The 16,442-nt window shown below is 34.6% G+C and carries 13 protein-coding genes, 2 tRNA genes, 1 pseudogene, 1 riboswitch and 1 other annotated feature; of the genes and pseudogenes, 14 read left to right on the top strand and 2 right to left on the bottom strand.

Features of this window, described 5'->3' with window-relative positions:
- Position 1 precedes the first annotated feature (1 nt).
- Positions 2-205, top strand: a pseudogene (locus AB1J10_RS00865) (hypothetical protein); the annotation flags it as partial.
- Here the strand turns inward: AB1J10_RS00865 and AB1J10_RS00860 are convergent.
- Positions 183-995: an NAD(P)H-hydrate dehydratase gene (locus tag AB1J10_RS00860; protein WP_026034765.1), complete on the bottom strand. Its 813-nt coding sequence runs from the start codon at positions 993-995 to the stop codon at positions 183-185. The pseudogene AB1J10_RS00865 and the gene AB1J10_RS00860 overlap by 23 nt on opposite strands.
- Before the next feature lie 379 nt (positions 996-1,374).
- Between AB1J10_RS00860 and hutH the strand changes: the two genes are divergently transcribed.
- The 10 genes from hutH to AB1J10_RS00810 all read left to right on the top strand — a co-directional run bounded on the left by hutH (position 1,375) and on the right by AB1J10_RS00810 (position 13,879).
- The gene (hutH, locus tag AB1J10_RS00855) at positions 1,375-2,877 is read left to right on the top strand and encodes a histidine ammonia-lyase (RefSeq protein ID WP_224395874.1); all 1,503 of its coding nucleotides are present in this window, start codon (positions 1,375-1,377) and stop codon (positions 2,875-2,877) included.
- A gap of 97 nt (positions 2,878-2,974) precedes the next feature.
- Positions 2,975-3,165, top strand: a binding site (T-box leader).
- A gap of 66 nt (positions 3,166-3,231) precedes the next feature.
- The gene (serS, locus tag AB1J10_RS00850) at positions 3,232-4,521 is read left to right on the top strand and encodes a serine--tRNA ligase (protein ID WP_019468519.1); all 1,290 of its coding nucleotides are present in this window, start codon (positions 3,232-3,234) and stop codon (positions 4,519-4,521) included.
- A gap of 442 nt (positions 4,522-4,963) precedes the next feature.
- Entirely contained in the window at positions 4,964-5,659 is a 696-nt protein-coding gene (locus tag AB1J10_RS00845; protein ID WP_369002954.1) for an AzlC family ABC transporter permease, read from the top strand.
- A complete protein-coding gene (locus tag AB1J10_RS00840; RefSeq protein WP_224395871.1) occupies positions 5,656-5,985 on the top strand; it encodes an AzlD domain-containing protein in 330 nt (109 codons plus the stop codon). Before AB1J10_RS00845 ends, AB1J10_RS00840 begins: the two co-directional genes overlap by 4 nt.
- A 127-nt stretch (positions 5,986-6,112) precedes the next feature.
- Positions 6,113-6,212, top strand: a riboswitch (SAM riboswitch).
- A 61-nt stretch (positions 6,213-6,273) separates the two neighbouring features.
- On the top strand, positions 6,274-7,242 hold the full coding sequence (gene metX / locus AB1J10_RS00835; RefSeq protein WP_019468522.1) for a homoserine O-acetyltransferase MetX: 969 nt from the start codon (positions 6,274-6,276) through the stop codon (positions 7,240-7,242).
- A gap of 276 nt (positions 7,243-7,518) precedes the next feature.
- Positions 7,519-8,445: a DUF2232 domain-containing protein gene (locus AB1J10_RS00830; protein ID WP_224396014.1), complete on the top strand. Its 927-nt coding sequence runs from the start codon at positions 7,519-7,521 to the stop codon at positions 8,443-8,445.
- 14 nt (positions 8,446-8,459) lie between these two features.
- The gene (locus AB1J10_RS00825) at positions 8,460-10,427 is read left to right on the top strand and encodes a DHH family phosphoesterase (RefSeq protein WP_224395870.1); all 1,968 of its coding nucleotides are present in this window, start codon (positions 8,460-8,462) and stop codon (positions 10,425-10,427) included.
- Positions 10,424-10,870 (top strand): 50S ribosomal protein L9, encoded by a 447-nt coding sequence (rplI, locus tag AB1J10_RS00820; RefSeq protein ID WP_019468525.1) that lies wholly within the window; start codon positions 10,424-10,426, stop codon positions 10,868-10,870. The genes AB1J10_RS00825 and rplI overlap by 4 nt, the downstream gene beginning before the upstream one ends.
- 30 nt (positions 10,871-10,900) lie before the next feature.
- Positions 10,901-12,304, top strand: a complete 1,404-nt coding sequence (dnaB, locus tag AB1J10_RS00815; RefSeq protein ID WP_019468526.1) for a replicative DNA helicase — start codon at positions 10,901-10,903, stop codon at positions 12,302-12,304.
- Positions 12,305-12,595: 291 nt separating this feature from the next.
- Complete coding sequence (locus AB1J10_RS00810; RefSeq protein ID WP_224395868.1) at positions 12,596-13,879, top strand: adenylosuccinate synthase; 1,284 nt, start codon at positions 12,596-12,598, stop codon at positions 13,877-13,879.
- Positions 13,880-13,989: 110 nt separating this feature from the next.
- Here AB1J10_RS00810 and AB1J10_RS00805 read toward each other — a convergent pair whose 3' ends face one another.
- Complete coding sequence (locus AB1J10_RS00805; RefSeq protein ID WP_369002953.1) at positions 13,990-15,210, bottom strand: macrolide family glycosyltransferase; 1,221 nt, start codon at positions 15,208-15,210, stop codon at positions 13,990-13,992.
- A 300-nt stretch (positions 15,211-15,510) separates the two neighbouring features.
- On the opposite strand from AB1J10_RS00805, the gene AB1J10_RS00800 reads away from it, so the two are divergent.
- The 3 genes from AB1J10_RS00800 to AB1J10_RS00790 all read left to right on the top strand — a co-directional run bounded on the left by AB1J10_RS00800 (position 15,511) and on the right by AB1J10_RS00790 (position 16,413).
- Positions 15,511-15,585 (top strand) — tRNA-Glu (locus AB1J10_RS00800).
- Positions 15,586-15,591: 6 nt separating this feature from the next.
- Positions 15,592-15,664, top strand: a tRNA-Asp gene (locus tag AB1J10_RS00795).
- Positions 15,665-15,963: 299 nt separating this feature from the next.
- The gene (locus tag AB1J10_RS00790) at positions 15,964-16,413 is read left to right on the top strand and encodes a MarR family winged helix-turn-helix transcriptional regulator (protein WP_224395866.1); all 450 of its coding nucleotides are present in this window, start codon (positions 15,964-15,966) and stop codon (positions 16,411-16,413) included.
- Positions 16,414-16,442: the final 29 nt, after the last annotated feature.

The following is a 16,442-nucleotide window of genomic DNA, read 5'->3' as shown; positions in this document are numbered from 1 at the left end:
TGTATTAATGGCACTTAATATAAGAAAAGTAGTATCTCAAAGAACTAAATATAACCAAAATAATAATAAAAAAGGCAATTTCTATATTATTTCAATAGAAATTGCCTTTTCACTTGTCCAAGAACTTTATGTTTCAGACTCATTTTATTTCAGTTTAATATATTTATATCGCAGATACTTATTTAGCTCTCCAATGCTTTCATAGCATATGGAATTTCGCTAATTAAATGAGAAGGTGGTACGACATACATTTTCTTTGATAACTCTTCACCGATATAGCTGTGTGTATAAGTAGCACTCGTAACCGCTTCTTTCGTGTCGTTGAATTGACCTACAAAACTTGTAATCATACCGGCAAGTGTATCACCCATACCGCCTGTAGCCATCGCAGGTGTACCAATTGGTAGTTTGTAATCTCCATCTTTGAAATAGATTTCAGTGCCATGCATTTTTAATACAATCGTTGCTCCAATTCTATCAGCAGCTTCGCGATTACGTTCATAGGTTTGTTCTTCTATTGCGATACCACTTAAACGTTCCCACTCTTTTTGATGTGGTGTGAAAATAACATTGCAAGTTGGAATATCTGGCTTTAATTTACTAAATATAGTAATAGCATCTCCATCCACTATAAGTGTTTGGTGCGGTTGAATGTTTTGTAATAAGAACGTGATAGCATTATTTCCTTTGAAATCACACCCTAACCCAGGACCAATTAAGATACAATCTGTATTTTCAATCATTTTAGTGAGCATTTTAGTATCATTGATATCAATCACCATTGCTTCAGGACAGCGTGAATGTAGCGCAGCATGGTTTGTTGGATGTGTAGCTACTGTAATTAAACCACTGCCACTATAGACACAAGCGCGTGCAGCAAGCATGATTGCCCCACCTAGATTCGCATTACCTCCAATTAAAAGAATTTTGCCATAATCACCTTTATGCGTTTCATCTTTACGTTTTGGAATGCTTACTGATGAAATTGTTTCCAACATTGAAACCCCCTTTAATCATATTAGTTATTTCAACTTTTAATTTGTATATTTGATCATTATTTTGTTGATTCGTAAGTTTGTACTTTTTGATAAGAATTGTGTATTTATAAGCTTTATGAAAGGTTTTCTCTGTAGCTTTTTTATTAATCTACTTTTTAAATACAATAGAAAATATTATACCTGCTTTGCATTTTAGTCAATAGGTAAAAGCATTAAGAATTTGTTTATTTTTAGAAATAATAAATTTGCCTTCTTTATCTCATTAAAATACTAATTTAATACCATGTTACGGATATGGAAGAACCTATTGTTCTTAAAAATATGGAAGCGTATACTCTAATTAATTGAAAATCATCAGAAGTAAGGAGATGGGGAAATGACATTACAGCTTAATGGTGAAAATTTAACAATTAATGCAATTAAAGATTTTTTATATCAAAGTGATGATGTAAAAGTAACAGAGGATGCATATGAACGTGTAAAACAGAGCAGGGTAACAGTAGAAAAGATTATAGATGATAAAGAAACAATTTATGGTATAACGACTGGATTTGGTTTATTTAGTGATGTGCGTATTGATGAGGGGGAATACAATCAATTACAAGTAAATTTAATTCGTTCACATGCATGTGGTATCGGAAACCCTTTTTCACAGGATGTCGCGTTAGTGATGATGATTTTACGTCTAAACACATTGCTAAAAGGTCATTCTGGTGTGACAATCGATTTAGTAAATCAAATCATATATTTTATTAACAACAGAATTATTCCAGTCATTCCACAACAAGGGTCTCTTGGTGCTTCAGGTGATTTAGCACCACTTTCACATTTAGCTTTGGCATTGATTGGAGAAGGTAGCGTCTATTATAAAGGTGAAGAAGTAGACAGCCGGTATGTCTTAAATTTATTAAATCGTGAACCTTTGAGCTTACAGGCTAAAGAAGGTCTTGCTTTAATTAATGGCACGCAAGCTATGACTGCACAAGGTGTAATTAATTATATAGAAGCGGAAGATATTGGTTACCAAGCGGAGTGGATTGCTGCACTTACGCATCAAGCATTAAATGGTATTACTGATGCATATCATGAAAAAGTGCATCGCGTCCGAAATTTTCCAGAACAGATAGATGTTGCTTCGCGCATGTTAGACTGGCTTGAAGGTTCTAAATTAACAACGACACAAGGAGAAATTCGCGTACAAGATGCTTATACATTACGCTGTATCCCACAAATACATGGCGCAAGCTTCCAAGTTTTTAATTATGTAAAAGAAAAGCTTGAATTTGAAATGAATGCGGCGAACGATAATCCATTAATATTTGATGAAGATGATGAGACATTAGTTATTTCTGGAGGTAATTTCCATGGTCAGCCGATTGCATTCGCGTTAGACTTCTTAAAGTTAGGCGTAAGTGAATTAGCCAATGTTTCAGAAAGACGTTTAGAGAGATTAGTAAACCCACAATTGAACAATGGTTTACCGGCGTTTTTAAGCCCTCAACCGGGTTTACAGAGTGGTGCAATGATCATGCAATATGCAGCTGCAAGTCTTGTTTCGGAAAATAAGACACTCGCACACCCAGCTAGTGTAGATTCTATTCCATCATCAGCTAATCAAGAAGACCACGTTTCTATGGGGACGATTGCTTCACGTCATGGTTACCAAATGATTGAAAATGCACGACGTGTTTTAGCAATAGAAGCAATCATCGCACTTCAAGCAGTAGAATATAAAGATATTGAAAAATTATCACCTAAAACCTATGAAAAATATCAAGCTTTACGAAAAGTGGTACCATCTATCACTGAAGACCGCCAATTTCATAAAGACATAGAAGCTGTTTCACAGTATTTACTAGATCACGCTTATGCTAATTAAGGTTGGGTGAATTTTTAATGAACATTCAGCGATTGCATATCCTTGGCCTTGAAAAGTGACAGGTTATTTGCTATATTAAAATCAAGTTAATAAAGCTATTGTTCGTAGGCTAAGTAGTATTGTACTTCTGGTTTCAGAGAGCTTGTGGTTAGTGAGAACAAGTAATCAGGGTCAATGTGAATCTACCTACTATATAAGAACAATCGGGTTTAACCGTTATTTTGGTGAAAGTGCAGTCTTTTTTGGCTGTTAAATAGGGTGGCAACGCGTAAAGACCACGTCCCTTGTACAGGGATGTGGTCTTTTTTGTGTTCTATTCTTAAAAAAATAGAAATTGAAAGGATGGAAAATGACATGTTAGACATTAAACTATTTCGTAATGACCCAGAGTTTTTAAAAGACAAAGTTGCAAAACGTGGTATGGATACAAAAGTAGTAGATGATGTATTATCACTTGATGACAAGCGCCGTGAATTAATTCGTAAAGCTGAGGAAATGAAAGCTGAACGTAACAAAGTGAGCGGTGAAATTGCAGAAAAAAAACGTAATAAAGAAAATGCAGATGATGTTATTGCGGAAATGAGAAAATTAGGTGACGACATCAAACTGTTAGATAATGATTTAAATAATGTGGATAAAGAACTAGAAGACTTATTATCTCGTATTCCAAATACAATTCATGATGATGTGCCTGAGGGTGATTCTGATGAAGAAAATGTAGAATTAAAACGTTGGGGTACACCAAGAAAATTTGATTTTGATGAAAAAGCACATTGGGATTTAGTAGAGTCACTACAAATGGCTAATTTTGAACGCGGTGCAAAAGTTTCTGGTGCAAGATTTGTGTTCTTAACTGGCGAAGGTGCACAGTTAGAAAGAGCATTAATGAACTATATGGTCACGAAACATACGACGCAACATGGTTACACAGAAATGATGGTACCACAATTAGTAAATGCTGATTCAATGTACGGTACTGGACAATTACCAAAATTTGAAGAAGATTTATTCAAAATTGAAAAAGAAGGATTATATACAATACCAACGGCAGAAGTACCATTAACGAATTATTATCGTAATGAAATTATTGGTCCGGATGTCTTACCTGCTAAATTCACAGCGCAATCAGCGTGTTATCGTAGTGAAGCCGGTTCAGCTGGTAGAGATACAAGAGGGTTAATCCGTTTACACCAATTCGATAAAGTAGAGATGGTACGTTTTGAAAAACCAGAAGACTCTTGGCAAGCATTAGAAGAAATGACAGAACATGCAGAAGCAATTTTAGAAGAGTTAGGCTTACCGTATCGTAGAGTTATTTTATGTACAGGTGACATAGGCTTTGGCTCAAGCAAAACTTATGACTTAGAAGTTTGGTTACCAAGCTATAATGAGTACAAAGAAATTAGCTCTTGCTCAAATATTACTGATTTCCAAGCACGTCGTTCTAACATTCGTTTTAAACGTGATAAAACAGCAAAACCAGAATTAGTGCACACATTGAATGGTAGTGGTTTAGCAGTAGGTCGTACATTTGCTGCAATCGTAGAAAACTATCAAAATGAAGATGGTTCAGTTACTATTCCAGATGCATTAGTACCATATATGGGTGGTAAAACAGTGATTCACCCAGTTAAAGAAAAATAGGATTCGTTTTAATGAATATCATCAGCGGTATTTGAGTTGGCTTAAATGTTGAACTTCCAAAATAGATGCTACAAAATGATGAAATGCAAATAGAGGTTGAGACAAATGGATGTCTCAACCTCTCATTTTATATGAACAATGATCCTTCTGAACTTCTAAATACCTTAAATACTTTTAAAGTAAAGAGAGGGTAGGGGAGGTGTTAAATATTTTGTTTTGTAGGTTATCTCATTTGGAAAACACCTTATTTAATTTAAAAAACGAGAGGTAAGTCTAAAATAATAACACAATATTCCGAAATTAAAAGTACTGTAGCAACAACAATTTTAGACGAACGTTAGTCTTAGGTAACACATGCGTAAGTCTAAAAACGTTGGATGTATATTTCAGTTTGTATTAAACTAGTTCTATTATTTTTATAAAATGTGTGGGAGGTGGCATGATGGCAACACATTTAACTTTTAAGCAAGGTGTAAAAGAATGTGTACCGACTTTGTTAGGTTATGCTGGTGTTGGTCTTTCATTTGGTATTGTTGCAGTTGCTTCAGGTTTCAATTTGATTGAAATCATTTTATTATGCTTACTTGTCTATGCTGGCGCGGCACAATTCATTATTTGTGTGTTAGTCATTGCTGGAACTCCAATTTCTGCAATTGTATTAACGACATTTATTGTAAATTCTAGGATGTTTTTATTAAGTATGACCCTAGCGCCAAGTTATAAAGAATATGGGTTTTGGAATCGTATAGGGATGTCTTCATTGATTACAGATGAAACATTTGGTGTCGCTATTACACCACATCTCAAAGGTGAAAAAATCAATGATCGATGGCTGCATGGATTAAATATCACAGCTTATTTATTTTGGACATTTGCAAGTATTGTTGGTGCTGTTTTTGGTAAATACATAACAAACCCAGATGCGTTTGGATTAGATTTTGCTATTACTGCAATGTTTATATTCTTAGCTGTTTCCCAGTTTGATGCTATTAAGCAATCACAATTTAAAACATATTTAGTGTTAATTGTTTGTGTGATTATATTAATGCTTATTTTAAGTTTCTTTATGCCTTCATACGTAGCAATTATCTTAGCTTCGACAATTACTGCGGGGTTAGGGGTGGTGATCGATAAATGACAACGACCTTACATATGCTATTAATTATTGTTTTATGTGGTGTAGTCACTTGGTTAACTCGTATTATACCGTTTATATTAATTACAAAAATTAAACTATCTGAGACAGTTGTAAAGTGGCTTTCCTTCATTCCTATTACATTATTTACGGCATTGATTGTAGACGGCGTCCTAGAACAACATGAAGGTTCAATGATGTATAGTATTAATTTACCGTTTTTAGTAACGATGCTTCCAACAATAATCATTGCCATTATTACACGGAGTTTAACGATTACGATTGTCAGTGGTATTTTAATAATGGCAATTTTAAGATGGATATTTTAAATATATTATTGAAGTGGCTCACATTATCCGTTAGAATAGCAATAATTAGAAAATTTTGATAATTTTAAAGAAATACTTGTTAAAATAGATATTTGATTTATGCACAGCTTTTTACAATTAAAATTAAATCTTATTTCGAGAAGCAGAGGGACTTGGCCCAATGAAGCTTCAGCAACCGACTTTAGAAGCACGGTGCTAATACCAACGATTCGCTCGAATAATAAGTATTGGAACTTCTTACTTATTATAAATAGGTGAGAAGTTTTTTTACTAAGTAGGAGGTAAATGATGACAAATTATACGGTTGATACATTAGAATTGGGACCATTTACAACTGAATCAGGTGAAACAATCTTAAATTTAAAATTACGTTATGAACATGTTGGGTATGAGGGGCAGCCACTTGTACTTGTATGCCATGCGCTGACAGGTAATCATTTGACATACGGGACGGATGACAATCCTGGTTGGTGGCGAGAGATTATAGATGGTGGGTACATGCCAATACATGATTATCAATTTTTAACATTCAACGTGATAGGCAGTCCATATGGCTCCAGTTCGCCGCTTACAGATGCTGACTTCCCCACGCATTTAACATTGCGTGATATTGTCAATGCAATAGAATTAGGTATTCAAACATTAGGGTTTGATCGAATTAGTATTTTAATCGGTGGGTCTTTAGGAGGTATGCAAGCGCTTGAATTATTGTATAATCATAAATTTGAAGTAGATAAAGCAGTCATTTTAGCTGCAACAGATAAGACATCCTCATATAGTCGCGCATTTAATGAAATTGCGAGACAGGCGATTCGATTAGATCATGGTGAAGGTATGAGTATTGCAAGACAACTTGGTTTCTTAACGTATCGTTCCTCTAAAAGTTACGATAGACGATTTACACCAGACCAAGTTGTAAACTACCAGAAGCATCAGGGAAATAAGTTCAAAAAGCACTTTGATCCATTGAGTTATTTAACCCTGCTAGACGTCTTAGATAGCCATGATATAGATAGAGATCGTACTGATGTAGATGAAGTGTTTGGACGTCTAGATACTAAAGTTATGACTATGGGCTTTACGGATGATTTATTATATCCAGACGATTTAGTATATGCTACAGGTGCGCGATTTAAATATCATAAGCATTGCTTTGTGCCAGATAATGTAGGACATGATGGTTTCTTACTGAACTTTAACGATTGGGCACCCAATTTGTATCACTTTTTAAAAGTTTCCAAGTTCAAAAGAAAATGACGATATGCTACATTTTAGTTCATTTTGTATGATAAGACGTCTGGGGTAGTTATTTTATACTTAAATGAAAGTGAAAATAGCTGTGTTCCTATGACGTCTTATTTTTATGGTGAGTAAAATGTGAAATTTGAAGTTAGCATTCACGAGGAGATGTATTTTATAAAGGCGCTCGTTTTCAGATTTTGTCGCTGGTGTTGAACTTCTGACAAAAAGAATTGTCAATAATTGTATAAAAGTTTTAAAGAGGTTAAAATAATAAACATAGACAAAAATTGTATAGGAGTGGCGAATTTGTTTTCTAAAATACATACTAAAGCCACTATACTTAGTGTAATCACGTTAATTATAGTAGCTTTAGCTTTACATATATTACCGCTACTTGGACTCGTGTTGAGTTTATTTGCAACAATTCCAGGTATTATTTTATGGCATAAATCTGTAGAATCTTTTGGCTTAACAGCAGTCATTACAGTTGTGCTAACTACGTTATTAGGTAATATATTCGTGTTAAGTATCATGATCCTCTTGTTCGTAGTGAGTGTTGTAGTGGGTCAATTATTAAAAGAACGTACATCAAAAGAACGTATACTTTATATAACAACAACGTTTATTAGTATCATCGCATTAATTGCATTTATGGTGTTACAAGCATTTAAAAAAATACCAAGTGCTGCATCATTAATCAAACCGATTAAAGAACAGATGTATAACATAATTTCTAGCGCTTCAGTCAACGCGGATTATAAACAAATGTTTGAAGAGGCTTTCCGCCAATCAGCAGTGCAACTACCAAGTTATATGATTGTTGGCGTATTTCTACTTATATTAATCAATTTAATTATCACTTTTCCAATCTTGCGTAAATTCAAAATCGCTACACCCATATTTAAACCATTATATGCTTGGCAAATGAAGCGTTCTGTCTTATGGATGTATGTTATTGTATTAATTTGTGTTATGTTTTCAACGCAACCAAGTGCGTTTCAAACAATCGTCTTAAATTTTGAAATTGTGTTATCATTATGTATGTACATTCAGGGGTTAAGTGTGATTCACTTTTTCGGAAAAGCGAAATCAATGCCGACAGCACTAACTGTGATATTAATGGTGATAGGGACAATTTTAATGCCATTAACACATATTGTGAGTCTCCTGGGATTTGTAGATTTATGTATCAATTTAAAACGTATCATTAAAAAATGATTTGAGGTGGAAAAATGAACCGTCAATCCACTAAAAAAGCGTTGATTTTACCATTTATTATTATGGTGCTTACAGCAATAGCGCTTGTCGTCGTTTGGTTTATTTTTAACCAATTGATTGCAGGTATAGCTACTGTTGTATTACTTATCATAATTGTAGGGACAGTATTGATGGTAAGACAAGCTTTACAAAAATTGGATAACTATGTAGATAATCTGAGTGGAAAAATCTCAGCAAGCAGTAATACTGCTATTAAAAGGTTACCTATTGGGATGATTATCTTAGATGAAAATGAAAACATAGAGTGGATGAACCAATTTATGTCGGATCGTCTAGATCGAAATGTCATTTCTGATCCAGTCAATGAAGTATATCCTAATATATTAAAACAGTTAGAAAAAACACAAGAAGTGGAAATTCAAGAAAATGAATATCACTATCGTGTAAGATATTCAGAAAAAGAACATGTATTGTATTTCTTCGACATTACTGAAGAAATACATACACAAGAGTTATATGAAGCATCTAAACCAATTATTGCAACACTGTTTTTAGATAACTATGATGAAATTACGCAAAATATGAATGATACACAACGTTCAGAAATTAACTCAATGGTTACCCGCGTAATAAGTAGATGGGCAACTGAATATGACATTTATTTCAAACGTTATAGTTCAGATCAATTTGTTGCTTATTTAAACCAACGCATTCTAAATGAAATCGAAGCATCTAATTTTAGTATACTGAGTCAATTACGTGAAAAAAGTGTGGGTTACCGTGCGCAATTGACATTAAGTATTGGTGTAGGTGAAGGTTCAGAGAACTTAATCGATTTAGGTGAATTATCTCAATCTGGACTTGATTTAGCACTAGGTCGTGGTGGTGACCAAGTTGCAATTAAGCATATGAATGGCAATGTGCGTTTCTATGGCGGTAAGACTGACCCGATGGAAAAACGTACACGCGTAAGAGCACGTGTTATCTCTCATGCCTTAAAAGATATTTTAATGGAAGGCGACAAAGTCATCATTATGGGACATACGCGTCCAGACTTAGATGCTATAGGCGCAGCCATTGGTGTCTCAAGGTTCGCTATGATGAACAATTTAGATGCTTATATTGTGTTAAATGATTCAGATATTGATCCGACGCTGCGTCGTGTGATGAATGCAGTCGATGAAAAGCCTGAACTAAAAGAGCGTTTTATCACATCTGATGAAGCATGGGATGTCATGACGTCTAAGACAACTTTAGTAGTTGTAGATACGCATAAACCTGAAATGGTTATCGACGAAAATATATTAAACAAGGCAAATCGTAAAGTTGTGATCGATCATCATAGACGTGGTGAAAGCTTTATCTCTAGCCCATTACTTGTTTATATGGAACCATATGCAAGTTCAACTGCAGAGCTAGTGACTGAATTGCTAGAATACCAACCAACAGAACAACGATTAACACGTTTAGAGTCGACAATTATGTTTGCAGGTATTATTGTAGATACACGTAATTTCACATTACGTACAGGTTCAAGAACATTTGATGCGGCAAGTTATTTACGTGCACATGGTGCAGATACAATATTAACGCAGCATTTCTTGAAAGATGATTTAGATACGTACATTAATCGTACTGAATTAATCCAAACAGTGAAACTACAAGAGAATGGTGTCGCAATTGCACATGGTTCGAACGAAAAAATCTATCATCCTGTAACAGTTGCACAAGCAGCTGATGAACTGTTAAGTTTAGATGGTGTAGAAGCTTCGTATGTAGTTGCTAGAAGAGAAGATAATCTAGTCGGTATGTCTGCCCGGTCACTCGGTGCAGTTAATGTTCAATTGACAATGGAAGCACTTGGTGGCGGTGGTCATTTAACTAATGCAGCTACACAATTAAAAGATGTCACTGTTGATGAAGCAATAGAACAATTACAACAAGCTATAACAGAACAAATGAGTAGGAGTGAAAATTCATGAAAGTAATATTCACACAAGATGTTAAAGGTAAAGGTAAAAAAGGCGAAGTTAAAGATGTACCTGTAGGCTACGCAAACAATTTCTTATTGAAGAAAAATTATGCAGTAGAAGCTACACCAGGTAATTTAAAACAGCTTGAAAAGAAAAATGAAGCTGCAGAAGCGGAACGCCAACAAGAAATTGAAGATGCTAAAAAATTAAAAGAAACATTAAGTCATATTGAAGTTGAAGTATCTGCTAAAACAGGTGATGCTGGAAAATTATTCGGTTCAGTTAGTACAAAACAAATCGCGCAAGCATTACAACAACAACATGATATTAAAATAGACAAGCGTAAAATGGATTTACCAAACGGTATACATGCATTGGGTTACACAAATGTACCAGTTAAATTAGATAAAGAAGTAGAAGGTACAATTCGTGTACACACAGTTGAACAATAAAAACGGATTGAGATATGAGGTGTAATCATAATGGATGGAATGTATGAACAAAATCAAATGCCCCACAGTAATGAGGCTGAACAATCTGTCTTAGGTGCCATTATCATAGATCCGGAATTGATAAACAGAACTCAGGAAGTCTTACTTCCTGAGTCCTTTTATAGAGGCGCGCATCAACACATCTTTAGAGCCATGATGAACCTCAACGAAGATAATAAAGATATTGACGTGGTTACAATTATGGATCAACTGTCGTATGAAGGACGACTGAATGAAGCGGGTGGCCCACAATATCTAGCAGAATTATCTAGTAATGTACCGACAACTCGAAATATTCAATATTATACAGATATCGTATTTAAGCATGCGACAAAACGTAAGTTGATACAAACTGCCGATAGCATTGCTAACGATGGTTATAATGATGAATTAGAATTAGATACAATATTAAACGATGCAGAACGTCGAATATTAGAATTGTCATCTACACGTGAAAGCGATGGATTTAAAGATATTAGAGATGTGCTTGGAGAAGTGTATGAGAATGCAGAATTACTTGATCAAAATAGTGGTCAAACACCTGGTATCCCAACTGGTTATCGAGATCTAGATCAGATGACCGCGGGTTTTAACCGTAATGATCTAATCATTCTGGCTGCCAGACCATCAGTAGGTAAGACTGCCTTCGCACTTAATATTGCACAAAAAGTTGCTACACATGAAGACCATTTCTCAGTCGGTATATTCTCTCTAGAAATGGGTGCAGATCAATTAGCAACACGTATGATTTGTAGTTCTGGTAACGTAGATTCGAATCGTCTAAGAACGGGTATGATGACAGAAGAAGACTGGAATCGCTTTACAATTGCAGTAGGTAAATTATCTAGAACAAAGATATTTATTGATGATACACCAGGTATTCGAATTACAGATATTCGCTCAAAATGCCGTCGTTTAAAACAAGAACACGGTTTAGACATGGTAGTGATTGATTATCTGCAATTAATCTCAGGTAGTGGTTCAAGATTCTCAGATAACCGACAACAAGAAGTATCAGAGATTTCTCGTACATTAAAAGCGATTGCCAGAGAAATGGAATGTCCAGTCATTGCACTAAGTCAGTTGTCACGTGGTGTAGAGCAACGTCAAGACAAACGACCAATGATGAGTGACATTCGTGAATCAGGATCAATCGAGCAAGATGCTGATATCGTCGCATTCTTATATCGTGATGATTACTATAATCGTGGCGAAGATGAAGACGATGATGATGGAGATACGAACTTTGAACCACAAACAAATGATGATAATGGTGAGATTGAAATTATAATAGCGAAGCAACGTAATGGTCCAACAGGGACTGTTAAATTACACTTTATGAAGCAGTATAATAAATTTACTGATATCGATTATGCACATGCAGACATGGGTTAAAAAAAAGAATGAAATTTATTTTTTCCGTACGATTTGTAAATATGTTTATTTATCGTACGGTTTTTGTTTGCATTTGGTTCTTTCTTTTTTAATGAAGTATGTGTTGTAATTAAATGGATATCGCTTTGAAAACCTTGATGACACTATGTTTAAGATGTGTAATTGCATTTTTAAACATTTAATGAAATTCGAGAAAATGTAAAAAACCAATGTTCGATTTTTGTTTGCAATATTAGTGTGGTATTGGTAGAATACTTAATGGTTAATTGAGAAAAACTTGGAGGTGCTCATATGTCATCAATCGTAGTTGTTGGGACACAATGGGGAGACGAAGGTAAAGGTAAAATCACAGACTTTTTAGCAGAACAAGCAGATGTTATTGCACGTTTTTCAGGCGGTAACAATGCAGGCCACACAATAAAATTTGGTGGCGAAACATATAAATTGCACTTAGTACCATCTGGTATTTTCTATAAAGAAAAATTAGCAGTCATTGGTAACGGTGTCGTTGTCGATCCAGTAGCACTATTAAAAGAATTAGACGCTTTAAATGAAAGAGGTATTTCAACAGATAATTTACGTATTTCAAACCGTGCGCAAGTTATTTTACCTTATCATATTAAACAAGATGAATATGAAGAAGAACGTCGTGGAGATAATAAAATCGGTACTACGAAAAAAGGTATCGGTCCAGCTTATGTAGATAAAGCACAACGTATCGGTATTCGTGTTGCAGATTTATTAGATAAAGAAACGTTTGAAAAATTATTAAAAGAAAATATTGAATACAAATCAGCATATTTCAAAGGTATGTTTGATAAAGCATGTCCTTCATTTGAAGAAATCTTTGAAACTTATTACACAGCAGGCCAACGTTTAGCAGAGTTCGTTACGGATACTGCAAAAGTATTGGACGATGCATTTGTAGCAGAAGAAAAAGTATTATTTGAAGGTGCTCAAGGCGTTATGTTAGATATCGACCACGGTACATACCCATTCGTTACGTCAAGTAACCCAGTTGCAGGTAATGTCACTGTCGGTGGTGGTGTTGGTCCAACATACGTATCTAAAGTCATTGGCGTATGTAAAGCTTATACATCACGTGTCGGTGATGGCCCATTCCCAACAGAACTATTTGATGATGATGGACACCACATCCGTGAAGTTGGCCGTGAGTACGGTACAACTACTGGACGTCCACGTCGTGTAGGTTGGTTCGATTCAGTTGTATTACGTCACTCTCGTCGTGCGAGTGGTATTACTGATTTATCAATCAACTCTATCGATGTCTTAACAGGCCTTAAAGAAGTGAAGATTTGTACGGCGTATGAATTGGACGGTAAAGAAATTACTGAATATCCAGCGAATTTAAAAGACTTACAACGTTGTAAGCCAATCTTTGAAACATTACCTGGTTGGACAGAAGATGTTACAGGTTGTCGCTCATTAGATGAGCTGCCAGACAATGCACGTAGATATTTAGAACGTATCTCTGAATTATGTGACGTTCAAATTTCAATCTTCTCTGTAGGACCAGATCGTAATCAAACAAACTTATTAAAATCATTATGGTAAGCCGTTTACCTATAAAAACTGATTTATAAATTTAAAAAGTAAAATGTTGAAATGAAAAAACACCTTGTTGATGTAGCCTAATATGGCCATCTTTACAAGGTGTTTTTTATTTATATATTTGAATGTGTTACATATTGATCACGAAAATTTAGAATGTGATCGACTGCTAACTGATAACCTGTTTTATTACTAGATTGTATAGATTTAACTTTTCTGATATTACGTTGATAGTTCGGTATATCATCTAGCATGTCTAAGACAATTTGTTTTAACTCTCGGGACGTTATATATTCTAGTTGTAACTGACGACCAACAAGTAGTTTTTCGATTTGGCGAGCCACAACGGGTTGATCTGCACTTTGAGGAAAAGCTAACATAGGTACTTCCATCAACATCGCTTCATTCGTACTATTCATACCCGCGTGTGTTAAAAATAGTGACGTATGTTGCAATAATTCTGTTTGTGGAACAACATGTGCAACCGTAAAATTAGATGGTATCGCATTAAAATCTTCAAGTTGATTATCATGACCAATGGATACAACAAATGAAGCGTCGATATTTGCCAATGCTTCAAAACAGAGATTGAAAAATTCAATATTTTGATTAAATACCGTACCAAGAGAAATATAGACGACTGGTCGTGTGGTATCAATGTTGTCCATAAAGCCAGAATCTTTAGGTTCCAGTATGGAAGGACCAACAAACTTGTAATATTCAGGATCAAAGGCGTCATAACCAATTTGGAAACCTTTCATTACATAAGTGATATTAATATTTCCCGGGTTATTCATAACTTCAAAACGAGAAGGAATGGTTACATCATATGTTGATTCAACATGGGCTTTTAAATGATTAAAGGTTTCATCAGCGTGTTGAATTTCTTGATTGCTCACAGTAGAAGTTAAATGATTAATAAATGTTTCAAAAGATGTCTTTGTATGAGCAAATGAAGATACAGATGAAATCGATGGTAAATTTAATTTTTGGGCTAATATATAGCCACAACTAAACATAGAATCATGAATCATATAATCAAAATGCTCATTTTCAGTTTCTCTTAAAATTTGTGGCACAATGATATCTACAGTTTTTAATAAGCCATTGATAACATTGAATAAATGATGATTTTCATGATCAGTGAATGCTGTCATAATCGCTTCTGTAGGTAGCGTTCTAATTTCAACGCCAGTATCTTTCAATTTATCTTTATACATATCGCTAGCGTAATAAACAACTTCTTCGCCACGATCAACTAATGCTTTAACAACTGCAATTGTTGGGTTTACATGTCCAGCAGAACCTGGATTAACAAATAATATTTTTGCCAATATTGCGCCTCCTTATTTATACTAATTATAATTTTAGCAAAATGAATTTAAAACAAAAAAGATTTTGTATTTATTATTTACATTTTGAAATAAAAATGAAAAAGAACATAATTATAGTAGTGATTGTACATCAATGTCTCTCAAAAGTGAGTTAATAAGCAAATAAAATACTGTTTTGACAGCTTCGAGTATTATTTTCTTACTTTATACATTAATGATAGAAAATTATACTAATTTAATTTAAAAAATAGCTTGTCAACCATAATGAGAGTTGATATAATTTATCTTGTGCTTAAGAGAGGCTCCTTGGTCAAGCGGTTAAGACACCGCCCTTTCACGGCGGTAACACGGGTTCGAGTCCCGTAGGAGTCACCATTTTTAGGTCTCGTAGTGTAGCGGTTAACACGCCTGCCTGTCACGCAGGAGATCGCGGGTTCGATTCCCGTCGAGACCGTATTGCCCATCCAATAGGATGGGCATTTTTTTGTACAATTTTCTACGATATATATTTTAAACTTCATTCTATTGAAGATAGTAGTTATTTATGTATAAACATTAAAGCGTGCACATTCGTTTGTGAAACAAGCGGATGATATGTGAATGCTTAATTTAAATGCTTCATGTTAGTGCAGATTAGCACAGTTCATAAAAGTATCATTGTAAATGCGATGCTGCTTTGCAATAACGCTTTTTTATACAATTAAAATAAAAAAGGTTAAACTAAATGTATTGAGTGAGACAAGAGGTGAAACAATGATGACTGTAGATTCAGAATTGAAAAATTTAGATATGCTAGATGCCCTGAGCGAACGACACGGTGCATTGAGAAATATTGTTGAAAACAAAGCAAATGACAAGAACGGGATACACAACTCCAGTTCAGAATGGTATATCATGGCAAAATTATACGTAAGTAAACTGACGTTTGTTGAAGTAACACAATCGGTTAATTTAACAAGGCAAGCCATTCATAAAGCGATTAAACAATTAGAAGAAAAAGAATTAGTTAAAGTTGAAAACTTAGTTCATAATAAAAAAGAGAAATGTGTGTCATTAACAGATAGCGGCATCGAATGCATTGAACAGTATATGACTTATAAACAATCCATTGAAAAACACCTTGCACAAGTCATTGGAACCGAGCAATTGCAGCTATTTAAAACGATTTTACATCAAGACTGGCAACTGGAAGACTTACAATAAAATATCCAAGTATGAAGTATTGTGCCATT

The sequence above is a fragment of the Staphylococcus cohnii species complex 1663 genome, assembly GCF_041008415.1.
GTDB lineage: Bacteria > Bacillota > Bacilli > Staphylococcales > Staphylococcaceae > Staphylococcus > Staphylococcus ureilyticus.
Note: the sequence above shows the minus strand (reverse complement) of the source record. Positions and strands in the feature narration are given on the sequence as shown.

Bases quoted from the DNA above. Each gene is read 5' to 3' on its own strand.
- hutH (WP_224395874.1), top strand. From the start codon at position 1,375: ATGACATTACAGCTTAATGGTGAAAATTTAACAATTAATGCAATTAAA.
- serS (WP_019468519.1), top strand. From the start codon at position 3,232: ATGTTAGACATTAAACTATTTCGTAATGACCCAGAGTTTTTAAAAGAC.
- AB1J10_RS00845 (WP_369002954.1), top strand. From the start codon at position 4,964: ATGGCAACACATTTAACTTTTAAGCAAGGTGTAAAAGAATGTGTACCG.
- AB1J10_RS00840 (WP_224395871.1), top strand. From the start codon at position 5,656: ATGACAACGACCTTACATATGCTATTAATTATTGTTTTATGTGGTGTA.
- metX (WP_019468522.1), top strand. From the start codon at position 6,274: ATGACAAATTATACGGTTGATACATTAGAATTGGGACCATTTACAACT.
- AB1J10_RS00825 (WP_224395870.1), top strand. From the start codon at position 8,460: ATGAACCGTCAATCCACTAAAAAAGCGTTGATTTTACCATTTATTATT.
- rplI (WP_019468525.1), top strand. From the start codon at position 10,424: ATGAAAGTAATATTCACACAAGATGTTAAAGGTAAAGGTAAAAAAGGC.
- dnaB (WP_019468526.1), top strand. From the start codon at position 10,901: ATGGATGGAATGTATGAACAAAATCAAATGCCCCACAGTAATGAGGCT.
- AB1J10_RS00810 (WP_224395868.1), top strand. From the start codon at position 12,596: ATGTCATCAATCGTAGTTGTTGGGACACAATGGGGAGACGAAGGTAAA.
- AB1J10_RS00790 (WP_224395866.1), top strand. From the start codon at position 15,964: ATGATGACTGTAGATTCAGAATTGAAAAATTTAGATATGCTAGATGCC.